Source organism: Glutamicibacter uratoxydans, from assembly GCF_006539925.1.
GTDB lineage: Bacteria > Actinomycetota > Actinomycetes > Actinomycetales > Micrococcaceae > Glutamicibacter > Glutamicibacter uratoxydans.
The window spans coordinates 26006-52734 of the sequence record NZ_BJNY01000008.1 but is presented as its reverse complement, the minus strand read 5'-3'; the positions used below and the strand labels follow the sequence as shown (position 1 = coordinate 52734).

Sequence of the window (26729 nt, the reverse complement as noted above, 5' to 3'; positions counted from 1 at the left end):
AGTCAGCAGTTGAGCTACGGGAAGATCTTGGCGCGTTGTAGAGATTGCGCGTGCTTTGAGGCTCTCTGGTCCAGCGAAGATTAGTTCCGAGGTCCGTACAGCCCGTTGAGCAGTCGTGATGAAAAGTGGAGCAGACATGAAAAAAGTTCCTAGGATGGAGTCGAATACTGACTTGCACCCTCAGGAACTTTATTGGGAATAACCTACAAAAAGTTTAGGAATCCACGGTTCCGGAGGATGGGGAGACGAAATGATTGCCGCCGAGCGCAATAAAGTCATTGCCGGATCGCACAGCGCGATCGGTCCAATAAGTTCGATTCATAAACATCGTTTTCCCACCTCCTAAATCTGATCCGAGTCGATCGTGTTCCCACGAGACTCCATTTGAATAACTTTTCGATTCGCAAGTCTCATTGAGACTTCCCAATCACAGTTATTAGCATACATGGACTCTTGTCCGCATGCCAGCTATTTGCACAAATTGTTTAAGAAAATTTTCACCGTCAACAGCAAAGGCCCGATTTTCCGCAGAAAATCGGGCCCGTGGCTGCGACTCAGGTCAAAAAGCCCTATTCGGCCGCTGAGTCCTCAGATTCCGGTTGCTCAGCCCACCAGGAACGAAGGCGTTCGACAGCTACCTCTTCGCCGAGGACTCCCTCATCCAGGCGCAGGTTGAGCATGAACTTATAGGCCCTGCCGACAACCGGTCCAGGTTTGATGCCAAGAATCTGCATGATCTGTTCGCCGTTCAGGTCCGGGCGCACCGCGTCCAGTTCTTCCTGGGCGCTGATTTCTTCAATGCGCGCCTCGAGGTCGTCGTAGGCGAACGACAACCTATCTGCCTTTTTGCGGTTGCGGGTTGTCACGTCCGATCGCGTGAGCCGGTGCAGCCGCTGCAAGAGGTCTCCGGCATCGGTGACGTAGCGTCGCACTGCCGAATCGGTCCATCCGGCATCCCCGTAGCCATAGAACCGCATATGCAGTTCAACCAGCCGGGCCACAGCCTTGGTGGTGTCCTTGTCGAAGCGCAGCGCGCGCATGCGGGCCTTAACCAGCTTGGAACCGACCATGTCGTGGTGGCGGAACGATACTGCGCCGCTTGGCTCGAACTTCCTGGTGGCGGGCTTTCCGATGTCATGCATCAGCGCCGCAAATCGCAAGATGAAATCTGGTCCTGGAACCGGGCCTTCGGCGTCGGTCTCCAACGCCATGGCCTGCTCGAGCACGGTCAACGAGTGCTGGTAGACATCCTTATGGCGGTGGTGCTCGTCGATTTCCAGGCGCAGCGCGGATACTTCCGGGAGCACCTTGTCGGCAAGGCCGGTAGCCACCAGCAGGTCGATGCCGGCACGCGGGTCCGCGCCGTTGATCAGCTTCACCAACTCGTCGCGGACACGCTCAGCGGAGATGATCTCGATCCGATCGGTCATTTCGCTCATCGCCTGCCGGACCTCGGAGCTGACCTCGATTTTCAGCTGGGAGGCAAAGCGGGCGGCGCGCATCATGCGCAGCGGGTCATCGGAGAAGGAAACGTCCGGGGCGCCTGGCGTGCGGATCAGGCTGTCCTTCAGGGAGCTGACGCCGTCGAAAGGGTCGACCAGCTCGAGCTGAGGTAGGCGCAATGCCATGGCATTCATGGTGAAATCGCGGCGGAAGAGGTCGTCATGCAGATTGTCGCCGAATGCTACGACGGGCTTCCGAGAGTCCTTGTCATAGGCATCAGCCCGGTAAGTCGTGACTTCCAGCGTGTAATCGCCTTTTCTGAACGCGATAGTTCCAAAGTCCCGTCCCACGTCCCAGATGCTTTCCGCCCACCCGGTAATCACCTTGATGGTTTCTTCGGGCCTTGCGCTCGTGGTGAAGTCCAAATCCGGCGACACACGGCCGAGGTACAGATCTCGAACGGGCCCGCCCACCAGGGAAAGCTCGTGACCTGCCGCAACGAAACGGTCAGCGAGTTCAAAAATGACCGAAGGCAGGATCTGACGCAGCGCGTCGATTGAGGGAAGTGCATGCATAGTTACTTAAGCGTGCCAGAAAACTAGTGAGTTTGCTTCAAAAACAGGGTTCTTTGCCTGTCAGATCACTTACTTGCCCACGTCGATAAGGCGAAGCAGGGCAGTTTCTCGATAGAGTGGTTTCATGAACCGACCGATCCCGTCTGCCCCCAAGCGCACGCCGTTGACTGCGTCAATGGCCCGTGCGCAGGCAACTGGCGGTCATACAAGTCTGCCGACCGTCGAGGAAGTCTCCTCCGGAGGCATCGTCATCGACTTCGAAAAGCCTGATTTTCCGGTGGCAATCATCGCGCGCTACAACCGCGGCGGACGTCTTGAATGGTGCCTCCCCAAGGGGCATCCAGAGGGCGTAGAAACCAATGAGGAAGCGGCCATCCGCGAAATCGAGGAAGAAACCGGCATCGCCGGCAAGATTCTCGCCCCGTTGGGTTCGGTCGACTACTGGTTCACCGTGACCAATTACCGGGTGCACAAGACCGTGCACCATTTCCTACTGGAAGCCACTGGCGGCGTGCTGACGATCGAGAACGATCCCGATCACGAGGCCGTCGACGTTGCCTGGGTACCGCTCGATGCCCTGGGCAAGCGCCTGTCCTTCCCCAATGAGCGCCGGATCGCAGAACTGGCACGCGAGGTTCTAACGAAGTATGTCTCAGGTTCCTAATCCCTTTCAGGGCTCCGACCACCCGGTGACCGGAGCCCTAGAAATGATTCCCGAACCAGTCGCCGAACAGGCGGCTCTCAAAGAATCAGCCCCTGCCGGCGCACCCGTGGAAGGCTCGAGGTCCAAGGTCTATGCGCTGATGGCTTCGGGCACCCTGGTATCCCGCGTTCTCGGCTTCGTGCGCACCGCCCTGCTGGCAGTGGCCATCGGCTCGGTGACCTCGGTGGCGGATATCTTCGAGAAGGCGAACGTCATCCCGACGATCATCTTCATGCTGCTGGCCGGCGGCATCTTCAACGTGGTACTGATCCCGCAGCTGATCAAGGCATCCAAGGCCGCCGACCGCGGCGCGTCCTACACCTCGAAGCTGATCACGCTGACCATCGTCGTCATGGGCGCGCTGTCGCTGCTGCTGACCCTGTGCGCCAAGCCGATCATCACCGCGCTGACCAACAACTGGACCGAGCCGATGATCGCGCTGGGCACTGCCTTCGCCTACTGGTCGCTGCCGCAGATCTTTTTCTACGGCGTCTACGCGGTGCTGGGCCAGGTACTCAACGCCAATGGGCGCTTCGCCGCATTCATGTGGGCTCCGGCGGCGAACAACATCATCCAGCTGATTGTCATCGGCTCCTTCATCGCCGTCTTCGGCGCCTATTCCACCGGCGACCCGATGGACACCTGGAGCACGGCAAAGACCATCTGGCTGGCCGGCGGCGCCACCTTCGGCATCGTGATGCAGGCGGTAGTGCTGCTGTGGCCGCTGAAGAAGACCGGGCTGAAGCTGAAGCTCGACTTCTCCTGGCGCGGCATGGGCCTGCGCCACGTCGGCAAGCTGGCCGCCTGGACGCTGGCGGCCATGGTGATCGGCAACCTCTCCTCGCTGCTGTACTCCAAGATCGTCTCAGCCGCCACCGCGGCCCGCGCCACGCTGCCTGCCGACCAGGCCGCCTCGGTAGCCGGCGAATACGCGCTGAACACCTCGCAGCTGATCACCGTGCTGCCGCATTCGCTGTTCGCGCTGACCGTGGCCACGGTGCTCTTCAACGACTTCACGCGCGCCTTCCATGAAAACCGCCGGGAAGACGTGGGCGGGCTGCTGGCCCGGGGCATGCGCTCCACCGCCATCCCGATCGTCTTCTGTACCGTGGTGTTCATCGTGCTGGCGGGCCCGCTGGGCCGCCTGTTTGCGGGACATTCGGAGTACGCCGCCCAGGCGTCCGGGGCGCTGGGCCAGCTGCTGGTGCTCACCGCGCTGGGCCTGCCGTTCAAGTCGCTGCAGTTCTTCATGCTGCGCGTGTTCTTCGCCGAGGAGGACACCCGCACCCCGATGCTGATCCAGACCGCCACCGCCGCGCTGGGCCTGGTCCTGGCGTTCACGGCCGCCGCCGTGGTGGACCCGATGCACATCGCCGCGGCGATCGCCTTCATCTACGGACTGAGCAACGTGCTTGCCGCCATCGGCACCCACTACCTGGTCAAGCGCCGCTACGGCGACTACGGCATCGCAGGGGTCATCGACACCTATGTGCGCATCGGCTGGATGGCCGTCCTCTCGGCCGTTGCCGGGTGCCTGGTGCTGTGGCTGCTGGGCGGCTTCAACTTCGGCTTCGCCTATGATTCGCTGGCCACCGCGATCATCACCATCTGCGTGGTCGGCGGCGTGATGGCGGCGGCGTTCATCGGCCTGCTCTACAAGACCAAGGTGCCGGAACTGGACGGGTTCCTCGGCCCGATCCTGCGCCGCATTCCAGGCCTGAAACGCTAGCCCGCCGGCCGGCGAAGAACCATGGTGATTCAGCGCAAATAGCCACCAAAGCGCAAGCTTTGGAAGGTAACATGGCATGTGGCGGTCTGTCACTGCCACCGAACAGCAACCAACCATTTGGAGATGCACGTGTCGCAGCCAATCGATGTCGGCTCAGTTCTCAGCGGCCGCTACCAGGTCACCGAGACCGTCCTGTCTTCTGCGGAAGGCGATCTAGTCCTCTCCGGCATCGACCAGGTACTCAACCGCTCGGTCAGCATCATGGTGGCATCCGTCGCGAACTCCTCGCAGCTGGCAACCAGCGCCCGCGAAATCGCCATGGGCGAGCGCACCGCCAACGTCCAGGTGCTCGACCTGGGCATCACCGACTCCAACCAGACCTACCTGGTGGCCAATGTCGCGCGCTCCTCGGACATGCTGGACCTGGTCCTCGAGACCGACGACGCCCCCTATGTGGAGCCGTTCTTCACCGACACCCTGGGCACCGAGATCTTCGGCGAGTCCCGCCAGGCAGTCCCGCAGACCTACGAGGACGACGACGCCTACTACGAGAACCTGCGCTATGACGACGAGCCGGCCGAACAGGGCAAGCTCGGCTCCGCACTGGCAGGCGGCTTCGCCGGCCTGAAGAACCGCTTCGGCAAGAAGAACCAGCAGCCCGCGGAAGAGGCCTACGAGGACGCCGACGAGCAGTATGCAGAGGCCGACTACGACGACGGCGCCTACCTCAACGAACAGACTGCCCCCAATGCCCAGGTCGCCGCTACCGCAGCTACTCCCGTGGCCCCTGCACAGCCTGAATCCAAGCCAAAGGTCACCCGCCTGGACGATGATGCGGAGCCTAGCATCACTGCCACCGCCGCGCTGGCCGCCGCAGCCCAGTCCAAGGGCCAGCAGCAGGCTAAGCCGCAGCAGTCCAAGCCCGCAGCGCAGCAGCCTGCTCCAGCCAAGCCACAGGCCAAGAAAAAGGCAGCCGGTGCGGCCGGTGCTGGCGTCGCGGCCGCCGCGAAGCCGTCGACCTTCCCTGCAGCCGCCAAGACTGCCTCCACGCAGCCGGCTCCGGTCGATGACGAGGAAAACACCTCCAAGGGCACGCGCCTTCTAGTAGGCGCCGTTCTGGTGATCGTTTTGGTCATCGGCGTGGTCTTCGCCTTCAACTTCCTCGGCGGTGCCAAGGACAACACGGCAAGCCCAAATTCGACTGCACCTGCCGCATCCTCGCCGGCCGACAACTCCAAGACCCCTGAGAAGTCTTCAGAGCCGTCGCTGCCAGCACCGGAAATTTCGGATATTTCACGCCTCGTTCCAGGCAACCAGGCGCTGAATGCGGAGACCGACAACACCCTGTCGAAGATGATCGACGGCAACGCATCAAGCACCTACCGCACCTACACGTTCACGACTCCGAACTTCGGCAAGCTGGCGTCCAACATGGTCTTCATCCTCGAGCTCAAGGATGATGCGGCCATCAAGGAAGTCAATTTGGACGGCCTGAACGCCATTGGCGGCGCCTATGAGATCCTCATTGGCGATTCCAATGACCTCGGCGATGCGAAGTCCGTTGCGAAGGGCTCCTTCTCCGGACCTTCGGTTTCCGTCAACGTCAAGGACGGCGACAAGGACTACATGGAAGGCAAATATGTCTTCCTGAACGTCACCGAACTGCCGCGCCGCACCTCGGGGTCCAACGATTCCCGTCCGTACGGTCTGCAGATCGGCGAATTCTCCGCCAAGTAACACACGCGGAATTTTTTACTAAAGCAAGGCGTTGAGGTGGATAGTGAGGGTAGACCTTGCTATCCACCTCGCATTATAAGAACGAAAGGGTTCTATCCCCGTGACTTCAGTACAGAATGACGTTATCCGCGACGTAATCGTTGTCGGTTCCGGCCCTGCCGGTTACACCGCTGCGATCTACACCGCGCGCGCCAACCTGAATCCACTAGTCATCGCCGGTTCCGTGACCGCTGGTGGCGAACTGATGAACACCACCGACGTGGAGAACTTCCCAGGCTTCCCAGAGGGCATCATGGGCCCGGACCTGATGGACAACATGCAGAAGCAGGCCGAGCGCTTCGGCGCCGAGATCCTCTTCGACGACGTCACCGAGATGAACCTCGACGGAGATATTAAGACTGTTTCCCTGGCCGACGGCACGGTGTTCCGAGCCCGTTCGATCATCGTTTCCACCGGCTCCGCGTACCGCGAGCTGGGTCTGGAAGATGAGAAGCGCCTCTCCGGCCATGGCGTCTCGTGGTGTGCAACCTGCGACGGCTTCTTCTTCCGCGAGCAGACCATCGCCGTCATCGGCGGCGGCGACTCCGCCATGGAAGAAGCACTCTTCCTGACCAAGTTCGCTTCCAAGGTATACGTCATCGTCCGCCGCAACGAGCTGCGTGCGTCCAAGATCATGGGCGACCGCGCGCTGGCCCACGAAAAGATCGAGTTCGTGTGGGATTCCGAGGTTGTCGGAATCAACGGCGACGAGAAGGTCAACGGACTGGTCGTCAAGAACCGCATCTCAGCAGAAGAAACCACCTTGGACGTCACCGGCGTCTTTGTAGCCATCGGCAACGATCCACGAGTCGATCTGGTCAAGGACCAGCTCGAGCTCACCGCAGAGGGCACCATCGCTGTGGACGGCCGTTCTTCCAAGACTTCGCTGCCTGGAGTGTTCGCTGCCGGCGACGTAATCGACTCGACCTACCGCCAGGCGATCACTGCGGCTGCTTCCGGTTGTGCCGCTGCCCAGGATGTCGAGCACTTCCTAGCTAATGTAAAAACACCGGCCGAGGCCGCAAAGTAATTTTGAGAAAGGGGTTGTCTCCTATGAGCAACGCAAAGGCAGTAACTGAAGCAACCTTCCAGGCTGAGGTTCTGGAATCCGACAAGCCAGTCATCGTTGATTTCTGGGCTGAATGGTGCGGCCCATGCCGCCAGCTCGGCCCAATCCTTGACCAGATTGCCGAAGAGCACGCTGACAAGATCAACGTTGTTAAGCTGAACATCGATGAGAACCAGGCACTGTCCGTGAAGTACGGCATTACCTCGATTCCAGCAATGTTCGTCTTCAAGAACGGCGAGCATGTGGCGTCTTCCCTCGGGGCTAAGCCAAAGGCTGTCATTGAGAAGGAATTTGCAGAGTACCTGTAAGTCGTTCTCTGACATCATTGCCTAAATGGTGCGGCAGGTTCATTACCTGTCGCACCATTTTTGCATTTACGTCCTAGTTTCGACCCTGACAAGGACCCAGGTTTGCCCGTAGCTCCGTCTGAGATGCTGTAGGTAAAAACTAATCAATACACCATCTTTTTACTTTGTTTTTACGATATCTAAACTTCTGCCCTGTCTAAACCTCCTAAATGCACTGGACTAGCGTCCAGTTTCCCATCGGCTGCGTTAATGATGGAAAGATACACGGCATTGACGAACTAGGTCTCCCATCGATGCAGGGTCTGAACCATTTCCGGGTCCGCGAAGCGCGAGCTCCTACTCTCCGATGCCATCTAGGTCTTTGCTTCGTTACAGAGCCGTCCCGTTGTCGGCTTAGGAATGTTGCTTCCTGGTAGCTAGTTGGGAAAGATATCTTCTCCTTGTCTGCCTTCCACTCGATAGACTCAACAGGTGCATTGATCGGTCGGAGGCTTATCTTAGGATGCGCTTTCTAGTTCATTGCCTCGCGGTCATGTTCAAAAGCAGAGAAGCAATTTCTTCCTTGCTGGTATCTCGTCATCGACGGCCGTTTCTGGTTCTCGTATAGTTGGCCCAGTGGCCAGCAAACCAGGCTCGTTTTCATTCAACAGCCCTATGCTGAGCCTTCCTGTGGAGTCTTCCAGCTAAGCCTGCCTGTGAGTACACGACACTTTTTGGAACCAGTAATTATCCACGTTCAAAGCAACCAATAGAATTTGGCAGTCGACTGTCGGCTCTGAACAAAACCCGGACCTAACGGCTCCGGTGTATTCCGGCCGCAAAGCAGTCTGTGAGCGTCAGATAATCCGTGAAGCGTTGACCCGCTACTCGGGGTGCAAGGAAATGATAGAACCTGTCCGGTCCACTGCCGCACTATTGCGCAAGATGTACTGGGCAGACCCGGTGACGCTGATGATCAGCCTCCGGCGCGAAGTTGGAACATCCGCTTCGCTTTGATGCTTCGTACCATTGGAAATAACTGTCCTTTCAGCGTTCAAGCTTTGAACAGTGGGAGGACTTTATACAAGGTGCACCTGTTCGAGAATAACGGTGTGTCCGATCTGCGGGTCTCGACGGGTCAAACTTCCGTCCGAATATTGTTGCGATTTACGTAGGGATTTTCCGTTGAGACAGACTGTGCAGTATCTGCGGGCAGTTTGTCATACGTTACTCGGAGACTTGCTCATCTGATGGCCTTTCAAGTCCAAGCACCATCAGGCGTCGTCTCGCATCGGATGAAAACCTTTTAGTGATGAAGAAGCTGGACGCGTAAGATGTGCGGTGCGAAGCTAGCTTCCCATGCCCTCGTCAGTTGCTTTCAGAGCACAGTTACGCATTGGCACTGTTCGTTTCTAACGATGGAGAAAGTCATAGCGCCCTCGCTCCAGCTACTATCACACAGCTGGGATAGCTTCGCAGGAACTGCCGACTAATCGATCTCCAGCTACCCCTGTACTCAGCATGGTGTACTTAGCGGATAGACCGCCCTTCGCCCATAACGTGCCTCATTTAGGGATGAGCTGTCATTGAGATGACGCGACCTTGAACTATGTAGGGCCGCGCTCTCAAGTGCAAATAGGAATGATCAATTTGCGTCAGGTTCAATGTTGGGCCAAAATGCTTTCACGAATGGAGTGCCTATAGCAGCTCAAGGGTTTAGCTAGCCGTTCGCAGGCTGGCATTCCATGGTTTAGATCCGCCTCGCATGTTTCCCGTTCATCTCGCTTGATATCTTCAGCTCTTGGGGTTGATTGCAAGCCTTAGAGACCAGTCACGGATTCCGAATAAGGCGCCACTCTGCTCACGGATTTACGTTGCAGCTATAGTCTGCAGATTTCCGCGTTCGCGGCCTGCTTGGAACTCCACGGGAGCATTTCGAAGCCTCCAGTTGGCGATCTGAATCAGTTCTTCGTTAACGGCAATATCGTTTTGATACAGGACTCAGCCAAAGCTGGGAGCAGTGCTGAAGCAGCCTTGTACCTGGTTGAATGGCACTGTCTGGGCTGGGACGCATCGAGAGTGTGCACAAGGCCTGGATAGCGTGTGTGGAATTTCCATGGGAAGGTGGCGCGCTTCGGTGCAGGATCCCCAATATTTTTGCCCACGCAGGACTCCAACTGATCCCCGCATAATTCTTGCGGCACTGCGAACTCTATTGCGACTCCCCTGGCTACGAACTGTTGGCATTGAAAGACTCCGTTTCACGTGAAACATTTCCGAGGGTGAGCGAAGATGGTGATTCGCGATCGATTCATTTCTTGCTTCTGTTTCACGTGAAACATGAACAAGAAACCCACTCGGCTCATTCATTGGTTCATGGTGTTGGGATCTATTCACTTTAGGCAGCGGAACCAGTTCCGAGACTTAGACCTGAACGGTAAGCCAATAAGACCTTTTACTCAGAATTAGCGTGCACTCGACCAGCTGAGACTCTACGCTGCAGCTTTCATGCCAGTTCCACTGCTACGCTTAGCAGCTCCCGTCCCGAGAGTTTGGAATGACAATCTAGGGCAACACTAGAAGTGATCCTACCGACCGCTAAAGCACATCTGACTTCGCACATCCAACGAAAGCAGAATGGCCTCAGTATGAATCTGATTGCGGAAGGTATGCTGTTGGGGTTTCGAGAAAGTGTCATCATGCCGCTCCTTTAATGCGCCGAAAAGTGGTTCGAAAAATCAACGTCCAGCGGCAAGGACAACGGCTATTGCTTAGTAAAAAGTTCATGCTGCAGTCAGTGACCGGGCCTGAAGGACCAGGAATCCAACTCCAAAGCGACGGCGGTCCATCTCATAGACCTCGTGAGTAAATTCTTCGACAACGACATGTTGCTTGGCGTGTCGAGTGAATACCTTCAGCCCAAGACTCTAAGACCAGCTCATGCTCGAAAATTGCGGCTAACCCGTCCTGTTTCAGGCTAATGACGGTTCAGAACACTACATCGGCCTATTCGATGAGAGCAACAATCTCCAGCAACATCATTCCTCTCCCCCGAGGTTCAATCAAGCCTCTACCAGAATCTGCTGCACCCAAAATTACTGTTCTACAGAAGCCGACCAATCTCCATATCGAAAGGCAAGGCTAGAGTCCGCTATATCTGAAGTTCCCAAGATAATAAGTCCGCATAGCATCAGCTGGCCAAATCAAGATTTACCGCCTTAGATGCCGTCGGCCGGAACTTGCTCCACCTGTTCACGCTTCGGTGCATCAGGCCAGGCAACTCTTAAAGCGGGGATCGAGAGCAGATGCAAGAGAAACCAACTTGCCAGACACCAACCTGTCATAGGTCCTCGACACTATTGTTCAAAGCCACTCTCTATTCATAATCGGCACGGGCAATCCAGATAAAGCAACCGCCATTCAAGAGTGAGGCATTGCTTATATCAAATTGGCTCTGCACTGAATCGGTCTTTCATTCCAGATATCGCTGTTTGATTCAAGACGAAGAGGCCCTGGCTGAATCTCATCGGCCCCAGAATCTTGCTGAAGTTGTCGGCTCAACTTTATTAGAATCCCTCATACCGGAAAAAGTATGCTCGGATCGTCTACAGGAACTAGGACATCGATACGGGGACGCAGATGTAGATTCACGTCTTGTTGTCCGCGATTCATATTGACCCAATGCGGTGATACACCAAAAGTGCACCTCAGCTGGAATCAACAAGCCACCACTGGTCCTCCTATAAATAGCTCCATGCGCGGACAATCGAGCGTCAGCGATATCGAGACTGATAGCTCTCGATTTCGAACGACTCGTAGTACCAGCCAGCATGTTTCCCACAGCAAACTGGGCATTATTCGCGATTTCACTGATTTCGCACATGATGATCGAGACGAGGATCCCCGTCTGCCAACTTTCACCAGTGGCCATGGGCGTTCTTGACTGGCGCTCTCAACCGCTGAGACTCTGCTCCCCCGGCACGACTGCTCTTCGGTCGTTAGACGGGCTCCTGCGGACTCTGGTGCCCATGTGGATTCAATCGTCCCTAGGAGGGAGTCGACGTTATTCAATGCATTGGTTGTCAGCGGAACTCGTCCAGGAAAGCACGTACAGAATCTAAAATCCATGAGTATTGGCCCCTTTGAGAACGACCGATACTCCGGTTCAAAACTAACGGCTTCCAACAACGCTATTCTCAGACAAGAGCCACCCTGTAGAAACTCTTCCACCGTGCAACTGTATCTGTCGTAGACGGAGCCGTTGTGAATGTACGAAGGATTATTGCTGTCGAAGCGGATACTACGACTTAGAGCTAAAAACTTATCAGGACGCGTCATCGTCTCCAGCCAAGACTTCTCCCGCAATAGCGTCACCGAAATTAGCAACGCAGCCGATACCGCCGAGCTCGGCTAGGACAAATTCAGGAACCTCAACGAAGCAAAGGTCTAGCAACTACGTTTCCAAGAACGCATGTGAACACGAAAGCCTCTTCAATCCCCAGGCTGGGCCATGGGTGTATAAAAACTGAGCAAAGCCACCGGAGCAGCGTTCATGGGCCATGACCGGTGGTGCAAGTCTTATCAACGATAGTGTCTTTGGACGGAACAACTTCCAAAATCGAACATGTGAGCTTCTTTGCTCGGAGCTGCCAGCGAAACTGCTGATATCGGGTGGCGGCTCTGTAAGAGACTATTGGGTGGCGCTGAAGCACAATAACGGGTGGCTCCGAACAGAAATATTGGTGGCTCTCAAAGAGTCAATTGTTCAGCTTCTTCTGTTCAAGGACACTCCCCTCGCTGACTCATAAAGATCTCCAGCACGGATACTCCGTTGCGTCATAAGAAAACCTCCAGCACAACAGCTCTTGCTTCTCAGGATCTTCGGGTATCTGCCCAGCACCCTGGGACTTGCAATGAGCGCACGCCAAGAAGTCACCACCAAGCTCGCCAAGCACTACCACCGGACGGACAAGTCCGGGAAGTCACAGATCCTGGACGTGCTGACCTGCTGGCACTGCTACTAGGCCCGCGCTGCCCTGCGCCAGGCACTCCAGCCTCCCACGCCCCGCATCGCGCGTGCCGGACGGAAGCCCCATCTCCCCTGCTGACCTGCAAGCAGCGCTGACCCTGTGCTGGGCGGTGCTACGCGGGCCGACCTCCAAACTACTGGCGGCTTCCATGACCTACCACGTGCCCAAGCTACGCAGTGAGAAAGCTTTGGACGTGACCGACGAGCAGGCGGCGCTCTTGGTACGAATAAGTGCTTCAACCTTCGACCGCAGACGGGCCAACGAACGGAAGAGGATGGCCCTTCGAGGCAGTTCACATACCAAGCGCGGTTCCCTACTCAAGTCCCGGATCCCGGTGCGTACCTGGGCTGAATGGGATGACGCGGTTCTCAGCTTCGTAGAGATCGATCTGATCGGCCACGAAGGAGGCCATAGCTAAGGCGAGTTCTGCTCCACCTTGACCGTCACCGATATCAGCACCGGTCGGACAGTGAACGGTTCGGTGCGCAACCAAGCCCAGAAGCACGTGTACGCCGCGTTGATGCATGTTATGGAAATCTTTGTCGTTCCCGATCATCGGCATTGACTCGGATAACGGCAGTGAGTTCATCAGCCAGGAGCTGCTGCGCTTCTGCCAACAGCAGTAGATCACGTTTGCGTGTTCGAGGGCAGGGAACAAGTACGATGGCGCGCACGTGGAGCAGAAGAACTGGTCAAGGGTCCGAGAGCTGGTGGGCTACCAGCGGTATGACGGTCCCGAGGGGTGGAGTTGCTCGACTAGATTTGGGTGCTGGATCGGATCTTGACTAACTTTCTTCTGCCACAGCAGAAGTTGGTTTCCAAGATTCGCCACGGGGCGAAGGTGACCAAGGTCGATGATCGACATGCCACGCCGTATCAGCGTGCGGTGGCGCATCCGGCGGTGCGGAAGATGCTGGTAATCCGGATGAATGCGGCGTCCAAGAAGATCCGGGGCATGGCCTTGTCCCAGCAGATCTTCGGGTTGACCGGACGGCTCGAGGAGCTAGCGGTTGTGAAGTCCGGGCCCTCAGCTCGGCTGGTGAAGACGGCAATGTAATGAACCATCTATTTCGCGGAGGTTTTCATCTGAAGGAACGTATCAGTGTTCCCGGAGGTAATGAAATGACACAACAGGCTCCCCTCTCCCAATTAAGGCACTGAAGATTTCAACCTGGCAGACTGCTTCCTCTGCAGCTTCGAAGATGTAGAAGACTTCATCGGTGAGCATGATTTCCAACAGTTCGTCGGTTGCCGAAGCTGATGCTACGACGTCTTTTCTTTCCTGAACTGAGCGTAGTGCCTATGTAGGTAGTCATGGCTGACACCAACTTGAAACTCTTGCACGATGAATGCATCGGTCAAGCCAACGCCACCTGTGCTGTATTGCACCGCTCCCAGTTCTGCAAGTCTGTCAACGCTACGCGACCTTGTATGGAGCAATCTCCAGAGTCCGGTACCAGCAGAGGTATCAACATGCGAATCGACTGGGCAGATACCGCCAAGCAGCTTCAGGTCCGCAGGCCGTCTCCAATGCCCCGACGATAATGCGATCGTGGTAAATACCCCTTGGCCACATTGACACTTGGAACATCACCTCGATACTTCAGGAATGGGTCGCCAACATCGGCATGCAGTGCCTCGCGAACTATTTTCGGATATCCAACCTTGAGCGTTTAGCCCTTCTTGAAACGAACCGGATCCTCCGAAGCAGCTTTCTCAACCGATGAGCGACCATTTCTACATCCTCTTCTTGAAGTCCCGTGCGAACTATGCACGTAGGTCAACGAACTGAAATTCATGAAGAACAGTACCGTGATGTAGGCGGAGAACTTCTGCGCCGGGTAGATCAAACATGTCGGTGCCGCCCGTCGCGACACTGCGGATTTCTTCGAAACCGGTCCAAGTTCATCTCGCACCGGACTAGAGGGATAGCTACCAAGGCGTCTGCAAAGTCGTGAACCACAAACAACGCCACAACATCTGAGACGAGACTCCGAGCCCCTCGTAACGTGCAGGAACTCCTGTAAAGCATGCAAATAACCAAACCCACATGCCACCAACCTCGCCAGCCTGTTCCTACGCCTAGACAGCAATACTTTCGAGTTTCTCTATTCCAGTTGGCCCAAACACTGTCCACCGGTAAGGCGACTGCCATGGACGGCAAAGAGATTCAGGGAACGAAGAACGGCAGACAGAACCGTGTGCATTTGCCGGCTTTGGTCGATCAGCACACCGGCGCAGTCTGTGCTCAAATGCCAGTGGGGGCGAAAACGAATCAGATTACCCAGTTCTCTGCTCCCCTGGTCCATTTTCTGGATCTCAAAGGCAAGGTCACCACTGCTGACGCGTTGCATACGCAGACGCCTCACGCCCGCTATCTGCGGGCCCGCGGAGCACACTATGTGTTCACGGTGAAAGGCAGTCATCCCAAGCTACAGGACGAGCTACAGCAGATCCCTCGCGATCAAGTGCCGGTGGGAAGTCGGAATGTGGAAATGAAAAACGGGCGTCGGACGATTCGAACGATTCGAACTATCAAATGCGTGACACTGACGACTGGGTTCCGCTTCCCTCACGCTGCACAGGCCAGACAGATCACCCGTAAATCCCGGGTGGTAAAGGCAACGAGATGGCGTACGGAGAGAGTGCACGCGTTGACGTCGTTGCTGACTCATCTAGCTAGCCCTGCGGATATAGGCGCGCTGATCCGTGGCCATCGGGTCATCGAGCATGGGCTGCATTGGCGACGGGACGTGACATGGAATGAAGATAAGTCCCAAGTGCGTCAAGGCTATGTACCGTAGGTGATGACGATATTGCGGAGGATCGCCATTACCTTGTTGAAACAGCGTGATTATCGGAAACTGGCAAAGGCTACTCAGAACCTTCGGAGTCATTCGGAGACGGTGTTAGCGATGATTGATTTGAGCCTTGCTCTCTGGCTTTGCAGACGCCATGGCCATAACTCCGACAGTTAAGAACGTTCCGCATGGCCTCTTTTTTGGTTACTTGGACACCGATTTAATATCGCTCGCATCGTTCTAAGGGTTTACAGCCAGTTCCTGTTTCACGTGAAACACTACCTACTACTCCCCCGAAGACGCAGAACGGCGCATTCTCCGGAGAGAATGCGCCGTTCTGAGAGGCCTAGCTTAGGACTTAAGATTTGGATCGATCACTTCCATGATGCGATTTAAGTCGTCTACCGAAGCGAATTCGATACTAACTTTGCCTTTTCGGCTGCCCAACTGAATCTTCACATTAGTATCCAAACGGTCTGCCAACGATGTTGCCAAGAAATCCAGACGATCATTTCTTTGGGTTTCTCGTGGCTTCTTACTCTTTGGCTTAGGCTTATCGCCACTCAACGCTACAGCTTCCTCAGTAGCGCGCACAGACAGTCCTTCATTAATGATTCGCTGCGCCAGCTGTTCCATCGCTTCATGATTAGATAGCCCCAGCAATGCACGTGCATGGCCCGCAGAAAGCACACCCGCCGCGACACGTCGCTGAACCAGAGGCGGAAGTTTCATAAGACGGATCGTATTGGAAATCTGTGATCGTGAGCGCCCAATGCGTTCTGACAATACTTCCTGTGTGCAATTGAATTCTTCAAGGAGCTGCGAATATGCCGCGGCTTCTTCAAGTGGGTTCAGCTGCGAGCGATGCAAGTTCTCGAGCAACGCATCGCGAAGAAGATCGGTATCTTGGGTGTCGCGGATGATGGCCGGAATAGTCGTGAGACCGGCCGCTTGGGTTGCACGCCAGCGACGTTCACCCATGACCAATTCGTAAGAAGCGTCGTTCTGCTCTCGCGATGGGCGCACAACGATAGGCTGCAGCAATCCAATCTCTCGGATGGAATGGATGAGCTCATCCATATGATCCTGGTCGAAATTGGTACGTGGCTGCTTACGGTTAGGGTGAATCAGCTTAACGTCAAGTTCAGCAAACTGAGCGCCTGGAACGTCAACAAGCCCCTCCCCTGAATCCGAAACTACGTTCTGTGCCTTCGGAGATTCCTCAGGTTCAGCAGTCTTCGGCTTCGATGGTGCCAGAGTATTTGGCAGACCAGGCATGGTTGCTCTTGGCTTCTTAGACGCTTTAGAGGCAGGCGTAGAGGGTGCAGCGGTTCGCGATGATGCCGATTTACGTCCCGGTTCGAAGAACATATCCACCGGGCGTGCAGGTTTCGACTTTGGCTGCGCAGCTTCTCTGTCCGCGGCTGGTGTTTCACGTGAAACATCCTGCTTTTCATCCGCCGCAGGTGCGGCAGGCGTGCTTGAGATTAACGCCCCAAGGCCTCGACCCAAGCCACGTTTTTTATCTGCCATACCGAAATGCACGCCCTTTCAAGAAATTCACAACCCATGACTAGTCTACTGTTCTTAAGAGCTGCGAGTGGGACGTATCCCGCCTGATTGCCAGGGTGTCCCAAAGCATCAATGCAAATGAACCAAGATCATGTTAATAAACAACTAATAAATATTGCTATCTTGTACTTAGTTGCTGAAATCTCTCGTGTTAGGACTTTGCCCCACGGTCCGCTATCTCATAGGCAGCTTCACTGTATGAAAGCGCACCGGTGGAGTTCGGGTCATAGGTAATTACGGTCTGCTGGTAGCTCGGAGCTTCGGAAACTCGCACCGATCGTGGGATCACTGCGCCTAGAACCTGTTCAGGGAAATGCTCACGCACTTCATTGGCCACTTGCGCTGCCAGATTAGTGCGACCGTCATACATAGTGAGCAAGATCGTTGAAACAGTCAACTTTGAATTCAGGTGCTTCTGAATCATCTCAATGTTCTTCAGCAGCTGGCTCAAACCCTCGAGTGCGTAGTATTCGCACTGGATGGGAATTAGAACTTCACGCGCGGCAACAAATGCATTGACCGTCAACAGTCCCAGGCTTGGTGGGCAGTCGATGAAAACGTAATCCAGCCGAGGCTGCCCAGCCCGCTGTCGAGCTCGGGCGTAGTCGTCTAGGGCCCGCTGCAGTCTTTGTTCACGCGCAACAAGCGAGACCAATTCAATTTCGGCACCAGCCAAATGAATGGTAGCTGGAGCTACCTGCAGGCTTGGAAGCTCTGGACAGGTGGCTACAACTTCAGCCAAAGGCACATCGTTGATCAGCACGTCATAAATGCTGTCCACTTCGGCATGGTGCTCAATACCCAAGGCCGTTGAAGCGTTGCCCTGTGGATCGATATCTATCACCAAGACATTAAGGCCGCCCTTGGCTAATGCGGCAGCTAAATTCACAGTGGTGGTAGTTTTACCAACGCCACCCTTTTGATTGGAAATCGTGAAATAGCGAGTCTTTTCCGGCTTAGGAACTTTGCGAGAATCCAATGCTTCGCGACGACGGTGCTCGCTTGCCAGCTGGCTTGCCAGAGGCGAAGAAGAGTCGTTGAAGTCAAAAGCACTACTTGCCGATTCTTTGGCCTTAGACAAAGGTGAAACTCCTCCTCATGGATTGATGATGGCACTATTCCAGTTCATCATCGATGAATGTTTCACGTGAAACATTCAAAACAAGCTTTGGTGTTTGCATAAATAATTGAGGTTACAAACCTGATGAAACCTCAGTCTTACGCAATCCACATCCCTTAAAAGCCTATCGCGTATGGGCTAGGCAACCTTAATACGAACCACCGTAGTAGGTTCCTTCAAGATATCTTCACCGACAACGATTACTTCGGTTTCCTTGCCGCCAAGCTTACGAATGGCCTTGGAGGCCTTTTCGATTTCTTCAGCCGCCGAACGTCCCTTGATGGCGATCAGTTCGCCATCGCCATGTAGAAGCGGCATTGTGAGCCCTGCAAGGTTAGTCAAAGCTGATACAGCTCGAGCAGTTACATAGCGCGCGTTCACCACATCGACCATCTGTTCTGCACGCCCACGCATCACGGTTACGTTGTCCAGCCCGAGGTCGTCGATGACTTCACTGAGCCAGATGCAGCGGCGCTCCAGCGGCTCAATGAGGGTCAGCTTGAGGTCTGGTCGGGCAATGGCCAGGCAAAGCCCAGGGAGGCCAGCTCCAGAGCCTACGTCGGCTACTTCAGCGTCCTTTTCCATCACCGACTCGATCACGGCACAGTTCAAGACGTGGCGCGACCATAAACGTGGAACCTCACGCGGACCAAGCAGCCCACGCTCGATGCCCGAGGTTGCCAAATGCTCTACATAGCGCATGGCAAGATCCAGCCGGTCGCCGAAAATCTTCTCGGCGGCAAGCTGCTCTTCTGCTGTGAGGCTCAGATCCTCGGTCATTGCATGGGTCCTTTGGTTCTTGTGCAGGTTCGTTGGGTGGAAGCTTAGCTGTCCAGCGTCGATACGACGATATGGCGGCGAGTGGATTCGCCTTCGGACTCCGAATGGAGTCCTGCATCTGCAATGACGTCGTGGACGAGCTTGCGCTCGTAGGCGCTCATCGGCTCCAGGTGCACAGGCTCGCCGCTCTGCTTAGCCCCTTCGATCGCATCCTGGGCAATCTTGGTCAGCTGCTCAGCGCGGTCTGCGCGGTAGCCGGCGATGTCCAGGATCAAGCGTGAACGCTCGCCAGTGGCGTTCAGTACTGCCAGGCGGGTGAGTTCCTGCAACGCATCAAGCACCTCGCCGTCCTTGCCTACGAGGTTCTCCAGATCGACGTCGTCCTCATCGGTCACGATGGAAATGTAGGTGCGTCCGCCTCGGATTTCGATGTCGATGTCGCCATCGAGATCGGCGATGTCCAAGAGCTCTTCAAGGTAGTCTGCAGCGACGTCGCCCTCATCGAGAACTTCTTCGTTCCCTTCGACCTGGGCTTCGAGCTCTTCTACACCAATGTTTTCAGTTGCAGTCATGGCTAGTTCTTCTTCCGGCGGTTCTTACGCTGTGGCTGCTGGCGCTGGCCCTTTGGCTGCTCAACGACAGTCTCTTCTACATCAGAGTTCTTTTTCTGGCCTACAGGAGGCAAGCCCTTGGCTGCGCGGCGGGCATTCAGCTCACGCTCGGCTTCCGAACCAGGGGTCGGGTTGTTGTGAATGACCCAGTACTGCTGGCCCAGGGTCCACAGGTTGGTAGCGGTCCAGTAGATCAGCACACCGATTGGGAAGTTGATGCCGCCGATGCCGAAGACCAGCGGAAGGATGTACATCATCATCTTCTGCTGCTGCATGAATGGACCCTGCAGGGCCTCGGCGCTCATGTTCTTGGTCATCAGCTGGCGCTGGGTGAAGAACTGCGAAGCGATCATTGCCAGGATCATGACGACTGCAACGATGATGACGGCAATGTTTGGGCTGCCGGAGTTGAAGGTGCCCAAGAAGGTGTCTGAAAGCGGAGCGCCGAAGATTGTTGCAGAGTCGAAGCTGCGGATGTTCTCAACAGACAATGCACCGACCGACTGGCCGATCTCGCTGGCGTGCGAAGCGTTGTTCAGCACGCGGAACAGCGCGAAGAAGAACGGCATCTGGATCAGCAGCGGGAGGCAGGAAGACAGCGGGTTGGTCTTGTGCTTCTTAAACAGCGCCTGCTGTTCCTGAACCATTGCCTGGCGCGAGAGCTGGTCAGTCTTGCCCTTGTACTTGGCCTGCAGCTTGCGCAGATCAGGCTGAAGGGCCTGCATGGCACGCTGAGACTTGATCTGCTTGACGAAGACCGGGATCAGCAGGGTACGGATCAACAGCACCAGGAAGATGATCGACAGGGTCCAGGTAACGCCGGAATTTGGATCCATGCCAATGAACGAAAACAGTTCGTGGAAAGCCCACAGAACCCATGACACCGCATACGTAAACGGCGTCAATATGGTGTCTAGAAAGTTGTTCATTAGAGGTCGCGCTCCTTGCGGCCGCTATCCGCGGCGTCTTCATCGTCGGGAATCACAGGATGATTCAGAACTATGATCCTCGGCAGTTTACCTTCTGGCCAAATCCTCGGCCCTTCGGGGACCTGGTCGACGCCTCCGTGGGACCACGGATTGCACCGAAGGATTCTCCATATAGTCAGTCCGGAGCCTTTAATGACACCGTGCTGGGTAACTGCTTCGAGCCCATAGGCAGAACAGCTGGGGAAGTATCGACAAACATCGCCGTAGATCGGCGAAATGATTTTACGGTAAAGCTTAATTAGCCCAATAAGGATGTTGCGTGGAATATCGAGGATGAACCACAGGACACCGGTGCGGGGCTTTGAGTCCTTGCGCATCAGCGGGCCTCGGATTTGCGCACGGCTGAAGCAAAGGCCGAAGTCACTTGGGAACGCAGTTCGTCCCATGAAAGTTCGGCGGCTCCAGGTAAAGCGCGCACGACAATGTCCAAGTTTCCGTCATCGCGTCGAAGCTCATGAGCAATCTCGCGCATCCGGCGCTTGGCAAGGTTCCTTTTAACGGCAATACCTACAGCCTTGGACACAATAAATCCAAACCTGTCCCCCACCTGATCGTTTGCGCGAGGGCGTGCATATAGCACGACGTTCCGGCGTCCGCTTCGGACACCGGAACGTACAGTGGCTGTAAGGTCCTGCGCTAAGCGCAGTCGCTGATTCTTTGGCAACATAAGATTTCTTCTTGACTCTTAGACGAGCCCAGAATAACTATGCTGCCAAGAGCTGTGTCGCAAATTTATGCGGACAGCTCGCTGCGGCCCTTGCTGCGGCGTGCCGACAGGATGGCACGGCCTGCGCGGGTACGCATACGAAGACGGAAACCGTGCTTCTTGGCACGACGACGGTTGTTTGGCTGAAAAGTCCGCTTGCTCACGGTGATACTCCAAGACGTTCAGTGATACGCCTTACCCGTTACTAGCTAGCTGGATAACAACAGGCTGACGCACATTTACTTTGAAAAACGCATGCTTCTGCGGGCTCTTCTAAAACTGAGCAGGTCGCAAAACGCACACATAGGACTGAATAACAATAGGAAAATCTGCGCAGTAGGTCAAATTGGCGCGCGCATGACACACCCTACCGGCGCTGCAGTACCGGGCCTGTGAATAATCTACCTCAAAGTTGTGGATTACTCTCGACGCCAAAGAAAGAAAATTCACAAAATCGGGTGAAAACGCTTGTCATGTACCGCTTGAATTGGCCTGATTTCAAGGGAAAACCAGTTTTCCACACCCGAAACGCTCGGTTTTTCCACCATGCTGTGCATAACCATGTGGATGGTGGATAGAATCAATGGTGGCACTTGAGCAAAATTGGCATTTTCAACACCCGTCCCACGGGCATTAAGTGACCAAGATTGCATTAATCGATGGAAAGAGGGGCGCCCTTAGTGAGCAGCGACGAGACCAATAGCATTGGCAGCTCCTGGCGTCAGGTCATCCGCAAGATCGAAGACGACGACCGGGTCAAGGCTCGCCATCGTGCCTTCGTATCCTTGGCTAAGCCCCAGGGTCTTATTGGGACTACGCTGCTGGTCGCCGTGCCCAATGACCTCACCCGTGACATGTTGCAGACCCAGTTGCGTGAGCCGCTGGACGATGCATTGCGTGAAGTGTTCCAGGACGATATCCGCTGCGCAGTAAGTGTCGATCTGTCCTTGTCCGAAGAGCTCGAAAACAGCGAATCTGATTCTCCTGCCCCGACGCAAGCAGCTGCTCCGGCCGTTTCCGACGCGCCTGGCCCACGTCCTCAGCCGGCGCCACAGCCTACTCCTCCATCGAATTCTCAGGAATTCGGACGGCTGAATCCCAAGTACATCTTCGATACCTTCGTGATCGGTTCGTCCAACCGTTTCGCCCATGCAGCGGCAGTTGCCGTCGCCGAAGCACCGGCCAAGGCATACAACCCGCTGTTTATTTATGGGGACTCGGGTTTGGGCAAGACTCACTTGTTGCACGCCATTGGGCATTATGCCCGCCATCTCTACAAGGGCATCCGCGTTCGATACGTGAATTCAGAAGAGTTCACCAACGATTTCATCAATTCGATCCGCGACGACGAAGGTGCGAGCTTTAAGCAGACGTACCGCAACGTCGACATTCTGCTCATTGACGACATCCAGTTTTTGGCAAACAAGGATGCGACCCAAGAAGAGTTCTTCCATACGTTCAACGCGCTGCATAATCACAACAAGCAGGTAGTCATTACCTCGGACCTGCCGCCAAAGCAGCTTCAAGGCTTTGAGGACCGCATGCGTTCCCGCTTTGAGTGGGGACTGTTGACCGACATCCAGCCGCCGGAGCTGGAAACTCGCATTGCAATTCTGCGTAAAAAGGCCGATGCCGAAAACCTCTCGGCACCGGGTGATGTCATGGAGTACATTGCTTCGCGCATCTCCACGAATATTCGCGAGCTCGAAGGCGCGCTGATTCGAGTCACCGCATTCGCCTCCCTGAATAACCAGCAAGTCGATCTCGCTCTAGCTGAAACTGTTCTCAAGGACCTGATCAGTGAAGATGGCGCCCAAGAAATCACGCCGTCAACCATCATCAAGCAGACGGCTGAGTACTTCGGTCTGACCATCGAAGAGCTCAACAGCAAGTCACGTACGAGGACGTTGGTAACTGCGCGTCAGATCGCTATGTACTTGCTGCGTGAACTCACCGAAATGTCCTTGCCGAAGATCGGCGCTGAGCTTGGCGGTCGAGACCACACCACCGTCATTCATGCTGACCGAAAAATCCGTGAGCTCATGGCAGAACGCCGAGCAATTTTCAACCAGGTTACCGAGCTGACCAACCGCATCAAGCAAAGCCAGCGCGAGCTCTAAAAGCTAATTGCCACAGGTGTGGATAAATATGTGGACTATCTGGTGACATGCTGCGGATAAGTGCTACTGCGCATGTGGACGTTAAAAAGCGTGACACTGAGTATCAACAGCTTCGTGGAACTCAGTGTCACTCCCAGTCACAGATTGTTCGCATGCACAATTGGCCCCGGATCTGGGAAGTAAGTGCTTTTCCACAGTATCCACAAGGGTTATTAACACTTCCCCTTTAAACTCTTATCCATCCAAATAACGAGTCCACCTCCCTCTGATCACCCAAAAACTGTGCAGAACTAAAAATCCAGAGCCCTCAAAGACTGCCGCTACAGAAATTTTTTGTTGCCTCGTACACAGTTGGAACAGTTCCAAGAGCAGAGAACTTTTAGACGTGGCAAGATTGTCTGCAGAGAACATGCAACTACCTCCTCTATGCTTAAGAACTTGGCGAGGACAACCTTCTTGGCCTGACTTAAGACTTATTAGGTTCCGAAAGGCGGATTTTTCGTGAAGTTCAGCGTTGAAAAGGATGTTTTGGCAGATGCCGTATCTTGGACGGCACGGTCGCTAGCTCAGCGTCCACCATCGCCTGTATTAGCTGGCATTTTGATCACCTCGCATGAAGGCCTAGTACGCCTCGAGGGATTCGACTACGAAATTTCTTCTCATATTGAGATCCCCGCGGATATCTCCGAACAGGGTTCGATCTTGGTCTCAGGCAAACTTCTTGCAGAAATCACCCGTTCATTGCCTAATTCGATGGTAAGCATTGAAACTGAGGGTTCTAAGATCACGTTGACCTGTGGTCGTTCCCGTTTCCATCTGGCAACCATGCCGGTGGATGAGTATCCAACGCTTCCTGCATTGCCAGAGGTTGCAGGTGTCATCGATGGACAGGCCTTCGCGTCAGCTGTTTCCCAGGTCATTGTCGCTGCATCGAAGGATGACACCCTTCCAGTACTGACTGGCATCAAGGTAGAAATCGAAAACGATTTGATTACATTCTTGGCTACTGACCGCTACCGGTTGGCTATGCGCGAACTGAACTGGACTCCTAACCAGCCAGAAATTTCTACCTCGTTCCTGATCAAGGCCAAGACCCTCAGCGAAGTGGCCAAGACCTTATCTGGCGCGGGAGAGCTGAAGCTTGCCATCAGCGCCAACGGCGAAATGGTTGGCTTTGAAAGCGCCAACCGTCGAACCACCTCGCTGCTGATCAATGGCGAGTATCCAAAGATTCGCTCGTTGTTCCCTAGCGACACCCCAATTCATGCAACTGTCCGCACCAGCGAGTTGATTGAAGCAGTCCGCCGCGTTTCGGTGGTCGCAGAACGAAACACCCCTGTGCGCATGGCTTTCATTGACGGACAGCTGACATTGGACGCCGGTACTGGTGAAGATGCCCAGGCCGAAGAAGCAATTGTCGCTGCACTTCGCGGCGAAGACATCACCGTTGCGTTCAACCCGACTTTCCTCTCGGAAGGCCTGAACTCCTTCAACACGGATTTTGTGCGCTTCTCCTTCACCAGCGCCCCGAAGCCTGCAATGCTTACGGGCCAGGAAAAGCTTGATGAAGACGACCAGGACCAGTATCGCTATCTGGTGATGCCTGTTCGTCTGCCAAATTCGAACTAGTTAATCGCATTCGGGGCAGGAAAACGATCATTCCTGCCCCGCATTCTTCGTCAGGACCACGGTGTATATCTCTCAGCTTTCCCTCACGAGCTTCCGCTCGTACATGCAGGCTGACGTACATCTGGCTCCTGGAGTCAACGTTCTCGTCGGCCCCAATGGCGTGGGCAAAACGAACATCGTTGAATCCATCGGCTATTTGGCAAATCTTTCCTCCCACCGAGTCAGCAGCGATGCACCGTTGTTGAATTTCGGCTCAGAACGAGCCTTGATCCGCGCAACTTTGCACCGCGGCAGCCAACAGATGCAGCTCGAGGTGGAGATTACCAGCGGGAAGCACAATCGTGCCCGCATCAACCGGGCCAACCCGGTGCGGGCACGAGAAATCCTTGGTTTAGTGCGCACAGTTCTTTTTGCTCCGGAAGATCTCGCACTCATCAAGGGCGACCCATCTAATAGGCGCCGTTTTCTCGATGAACTCCTAGTTGCGCTGCGCCCAATCGAGGCCGGCACCAAGAACGACTATGAACGAATCGTGAAGCAGCGCAATGCGCTGTTGAAATCCATTCGCGGCAAATCGAAGCTGAACGCTTCTCAAGAAAATACCCTCAAGGCCTGGGATCTGCAGCTGGCAGCTTGCGGTGCACGCTTAATCCGCGGCCGCTTGAATGTGCTGGCATTGCTCCGCCCCTATATGCAGGCAGCCTATGCAGACCTTGCCGACGGGGCAAAAGCCGCCAACGCGGTCTACCGTTCTTCGCTCGAGGGGGAATGGGATGAAAACAGCCTCCCGGTTCAAAATCTGGAAAATCTAGGCCAAGAAGAGATCCAGGATTTGCTGCTCGACGCGATCGAGGCAAACCGAGCTCGAGAGCTTGACCGCGGAGTTTCGCTCTTCGGCCCTCACCGCGACGACGTAGTGCTCACCCTGGGCCAGGCTCCTGCCAAGGGCTATGCGTCGCATGGCGAAACGTGGTCGTTCGCGTTGGCGTTGCGCTTGGCCGCCTACAGGGTTTTCGGCGACGACGATCCGCGCACTGGCTCCGGGCCGATTTTGATTCTCGACGACGTGTTTGCTGAGCTGGATGCGACAAGACGCAACCGGCTGGCTCATATTGTCGCCGGCGCGGAGCAAGTCCTGGTTACCGCTGCGGTCATGGATGATGTTCCCGATGCGTTGAAGGGGCATTTCTTCCAGGTCTCCCCTGGGCAGGTTGTCGATGCCTAGCCAACAGTTCGACGATGAGCACCGCATGGATCCGGAAATCGACGCCGCTAAGGCGTTGCTCAACCGCATGCGCAAGCTTGCTGAAGAACGCGGCGATTCACGGCTCGACGCTGCGCGCATGGCCAAGGTGCGCAAGCGCCAGGCGGCAAGAAATGCCTTTGCTGCGGGCAAAGCCGCCCCGGAGGAAGGCGCAGCTCGAGACCCGAGGTCCATCGGGGACGTTGTCGCGCGCATGTCTAAGGCTCGAGGGTGGAACACCCAAGTAGCAGTGGGGTCGGTGCTCGGACGGTGGGATGAGCTGGTCGGGGAGCGGATTTCCCAGCACTGCAAGCCTGAATCATTTGAAAACACCGTAGTGATCGTGCGCTGTGATTCCACCTCCTGGGCCACCCAGCTGAAACTGATGACTCATCAGCTGCTCAAGAAGTTCGATGCCGAGCTGGGACCCGGAATCGTTACGGTGATCCGCGTGCTTGGACCGAATGCGCCGTCGTGGCGTCATGGCAGCCGATCAGTGGCAGGCCGCGGGCCTCGAGACACCTACGGCTAGAAATTGCTGGTACG

22 protein-coding genes are annotated in these 26729 nt (G+C 55.5%); 12 read left to right on the top strand and 10 right to left on the bottom strand.

Features of this window, described 5'->3' with window-relative positions; all coding sequences use genetic code 11:
* Positions 1 to 569 precede the first annotated feature (569 nt).
* Positions 570 to 2018 (bottom strand): CCA tRNA nucleotidyltransferase, encoded by a 1449-nt coding sequence (locus AUR04nite_RS07900; RefSeq protein WP_141363708.1) that lies wholly within the window; start codon positions 2016 to 2018, stop codon positions 570 to 572.
* Between the two features lie 124 nt (positions 2019 to 2142).
* Here AUR04nite_RS07900 and AUR04nite_RS07895 point away from each other — a divergent pair, with 124 nt between their 5' ends.
* From AUR04nite_RS07895 to AUR04nite_RS07865, 8 genes are all read left to right on the top strand, one after another.
* Positions 2143 to 2682, top strand: a complete 540-nt coding sequence (locus AUR04nite_RS07895; protein ID WP_141363706.1) for an NUDIX domain-containing protein — start codon at positions 2143 to 2145, stop codon at positions 2680 to 2682.
* A complete protein-coding gene (gene murJ, locus AUR04nite_RS07890) occupies positions 2666 to 4450 on the top strand; it encodes a murein biosynthesis integral membrane protein MurJ (protein WP_246055441.1) in 1785 nt (594 codons plus the stop codon). Before AUR04nite_RS07895 ends, murJ begins: the two co-directional genes overlap by 17 nt.
* A gap of 129 nt (positions 4451 to 4579) precedes the next feature.
* Positions 4580 to 6187: a hypothetical protein gene (locus AUR04nite_RS07885; protein WP_141363704.1), complete on the top strand. Its 1608-nt coding sequence runs from the start codon at positions 4580 to 4582 to the stop codon at positions 6185 to 6187.
* A gap of 100 nt (positions 6188 to 6287) precedes the next feature.
* Positions 6288 to 7256 (top strand): thioredoxin-disulfide reductase, encoded by a 969-nt coding sequence (trxB, locus tag AUR04nite_RS07880; protein ID WP_141363702.1) that lies wholly within the window; start codon positions 6288 to 6290, stop codon positions 7254 to 7256.
* A gap of 23 nt (positions 7257 to 7279) precedes the next feature.
* Positions 7280 to 7603, top strand: a complete 324-nt coding sequence (trxA, locus tag AUR04nite_RS07875; protein ID WP_141363700.1) for a thioredoxin — start codon at positions 7280 to 7282, stop codon at positions 7601 to 7603.
* A gap of 5055 nt (positions 7604 to 12658) precedes the next feature.
* Complete coding sequence (locus tag AUR04nite_RS18150) at positions 12659 to 13030, top strand: hypothetical protein (RefSeq protein ID WP_218024658.1); 372 nt, start codon at positions 12659 to 12661, stop codon at positions 13028 to 13030.
* Between the two features lie 363 nt (positions 13031 to 13393).
* Positions 13394 to 13669 carry a hypothetical protein gene (locus AUR04nite_RS18140; RefSeq protein WP_218024656.1) on the top strand — a complete coding sequence of 92 codons (276 nt, stop codon included), beginning with the start codon at positions 13394 to 13396 and terminating at the stop codon, positions 13667 to 13669.
* A gap of 973 nt (positions 13670 to 14642) precedes the next feature.
* Positions 14643 to 15416, top strand: coding sequence for an ISAs1 family transposase (locus tag AUR04nite_RS07865; RefSeq protein ID WP_141363698.1), 774 nt, complete (start codon positions 14643 to 14645; stop codon positions 15414 to 15416).
* Between the two features lie 348 nt (positions 15417 to 15764).
* Here AUR04nite_RS07865 and AUR04nite_RS07860 read toward each other — a convergent pair whose 3' ends face one another.
* The 9 genes from AUR04nite_RS07860 to AUR04nite_RS07820 all read right to left on the bottom strand — a co-directional run bounded on the left by AUR04nite_RS07860 (position 15765) and on the right by AUR04nite_RS07820 (position 21844).
* Entirely contained in the window at positions 15765 to 16946 is a 1182-nt protein-coding gene (locus AUR04nite_RS07860; protein WP_141363696.1) for a ParB/RepB/Spo0J family partition protein, read from the bottom strand.
* A gap of 190 nt (positions 16947 to 17136) precedes the next feature.
* The gene (locus tag AUR04nite_RS07855; RefSeq protein WP_281285114.1) at positions 17137 to 18066 is read right to left on the bottom strand and encodes a ParA family protein; all 930 of its coding nucleotides are present in this window, start codon (positions 18064 to 18066) and stop codon (positions 17137 to 17139) included.
* Between the two features lie 177 nt (positions 18067 to 18243).
* Positions 18244 to 18885, bottom strand: a complete 642-nt coding sequence (rsmG, locus tag AUR04nite_RS07850; RefSeq protein ID WP_141363694.1) for a 16S rRNA (guanine(527)-N(7))-methyltransferase RsmG — start codon at positions 18883 to 18885, stop codon at positions 18244 to 18246.
* Between the two features lie 44 nt (positions 18886 to 18929).
* Positions 18930 to 19457 carry a Jag family protein gene (locus AUR04nite_RS07845; RefSeq protein ID WP_141363692.1) on the bottom strand — a complete coding sequence of 176 codons (528 nt, stop codon included), beginning with the start codon at positions 19455 to 19457 and terminating at the stop codon, positions 18930 to 18932.
* Positions 19458 to 19459: 2 nt separating this feature from the next.
* Positions 19460 to 20425 carry a membrane protein insertase YidC gene (gene yidC / locus AUR04nite_RS07840; RefSeq protein ID WP_141363690.1) on the bottom strand — a complete coding sequence of 322 codons (966 nt, stop codon included), beginning with the start codon at positions 20423 to 20425 and terminating at the stop codon, positions 19460 to 19462.
* Entirely contained in the window at positions 20425 to 20802 is a 378-nt protein-coding gene (yidD, locus tag AUR04nite_RS07835; protein WP_141363688.1) for a membrane protein insertion efficiency factor YidD, read from the bottom strand. Before yidD ends, yidC begins: the two co-directional genes overlap by 1 nt.
* A complete protein-coding gene (gene rnpA / locus AUR04nite_RS07830; protein WP_141363687.1) occupies positions 20802 to 21152 on the bottom strand; it encodes a ribonuclease P protein component in 351 nt (116 codons plus the stop codon). Before rnpA ends, yidD begins: the two co-directional genes overlap by 1 nt.
* Before the next feature lie 65 nt (positions 21153 to 21217).
* Positions 21218 to 21355 (bottom strand): 50S ribosomal protein L34, encoded by a 138-nt coding sequence (gene rpmH, locus AUR04nite_RS07825; RefSeq protein ID WP_082124037.1) that lies wholly within the window; start codon positions 21353 to 21355, stop codon positions 21218 to 21220.
* A gap of 282 nt (positions 21356 to 21637) precedes the next feature.
* Positions 21638 to 21844 carry a hypothetical protein gene (locus AUR04nite_RS07820; protein ID WP_141363685.1) on the bottom strand — a complete coding sequence of 69 codons (207 nt, stop codon included), beginning with the start codon at positions 21842 to 21844 and terminating at the stop codon, positions 21638 to 21640.
* 27 nt (positions 21845 to 21871) lie between these two features.
* Here AUR04nite_RS07820 and dnaA point away from each other — a divergent pair, with 27 nt between their 5' ends.
* The 4 genes from dnaA (at position 21872) to AUR04nite_RS07800 (ending at position 26715) form a co-directional block, all read left to right on the top strand.
* Positions 21872 to 23311 (top strand): chromosomal replication initiator protein DnaA, encoded by a 1440-nt coding sequence (gene dnaA, locus AUR04nite_RS07815; protein ID WP_407646675.1) that lies wholly within the window; start codon positions 21872 to 21874, stop codon positions 23309 to 23311.
* A gap of 501 nt (positions 23312 to 23812) precedes the next feature.
* Positions 23813 to 24940: a DNA polymerase III subunit beta gene (gene dnaN / locus AUR04nite_RS07810; protein WP_141363681.1), complete on the top strand. Its 1128-nt coding sequence runs from the start codon at positions 23813 to 23815 to the stop codon at positions 24938 to 24940.
* A gap of 61 nt (positions 24941 to 25001) precedes the next feature.
* Positions 25002 to 26165: a DNA replication/repair protein RecF gene (gene recF, locus AUR04nite_RS07805; RefSeq protein ID WP_141363679.1), complete on the top strand. Its 1164-nt coding sequence runs from the start codon at positions 25002 to 25004 to the stop codon at positions 26163 to 26165.
* Complete coding sequence (locus AUR04nite_RS07800) at positions 26158 to 26715, top strand: DUF721 domain-containing protein (protein ID WP_141363677.1); 558 nt, start codon at positions 26158 to 26160, stop codon at positions 26713 to 26715. Before recF ends, AUR04nite_RS07800 begins: the two co-directional genes overlap by 8 nt.
* The last annotated feature ends 14 nt before the right edge of the window (positions 26716 to 26729 follow it).

Excerpts from the sequence above, each read along its gene's own strand:
- AUR04nite_RS07860 (WP_141363696.1), bottom strand. The coding sequence starts at position 16,946 with ATGGCAGATAAAAAACGTGGCTTGGGTCGAGGCCTTGGGGCGTTAATC.
- AUR04nite_RS07895 (WP_141363706.1), top strand. The coding sequence starts at position 2,143 with ATGAACCGACCGATCCCGTCTGCCCCCAAGCGCACGCCGTTGACTGCG.
- AUR04nite_RS07800 (WP_141363677.1), top strand. The coding sequence starts at position 26,158 with ATGCCTAGCCAACAGTTCGACGATGAGCACCGCATGGATCCGGAAATC.
- AUR04nite_RS07900 (WP_141363708.1), bottom strand. The coding sequence starts at position 2,018 with ATGCATGCACTTCCCTCAATCGACGCGCTGCGTCAGATCCTGCCTTCG.
- AUR04nite_RS07845 (WP_141363692.1), bottom strand. The coding sequence starts at position 19,457 with ATGACTGCAACTGAAAACATTGGTGTAGAAGAGCTCGAAGCCCAGGTC.
- yidD (WP_141363688.1), bottom strand. The coding sequence starts at position 20,802 with ATGCGCAAGGACTCAAAGCCCCGCACCGGTGTCCTGTGGTTCATCCTC.
- rnpA (WP_141363687.1), bottom strand. The coding sequence starts at position 21,152 with ATGTTGCCAAAGAATCAGCGACTGCGCTTAGCGCAGGACCTTACAGCC.
- trxA (WP_141363700.1), top strand. The coding sequence starts at position 7,280 with ATGAGCAACGCAAAGGCAGTAACTGAAGCAACCTTCCAGGCTGAGGTT.
- rsmG (WP_141363694.1), bottom strand. The coding sequence starts at position 18,885 with ATGACCGAGGATCTGAGCCTCACAGCAGAAGAGCAGCTTGCCGCCGAG.
- yidC (WP_141363690.1), bottom strand. The coding sequence starts at position 20,425 with ATGAACAACTTTCTAGACACCATATTGACGCCGTTTACGTATGCGGTG.
- murJ (WP_246055441.1), top strand. The coding sequence starts at position 2,666 with ATGTCTCAGGTTCCTAATCCCTTTCAGGGCTCCGACCACCCGGTGACC.
- AUR04nite_RS07865 (WP_141363698.1), top strand. The coding sequence starts at position 14,643 with ATGCAAATAACCAAACCCACATGCCACCAACCTCGCCAGCCTGTTCCT.
- AUR04nite_RS07820 (WP_141363685.1), bottom strand. The coding sequence starts at position 21,844 with ATGCAATCTTGGTCACTTAATGCCCGTGGGACGGGTGTTGAAAATGCC.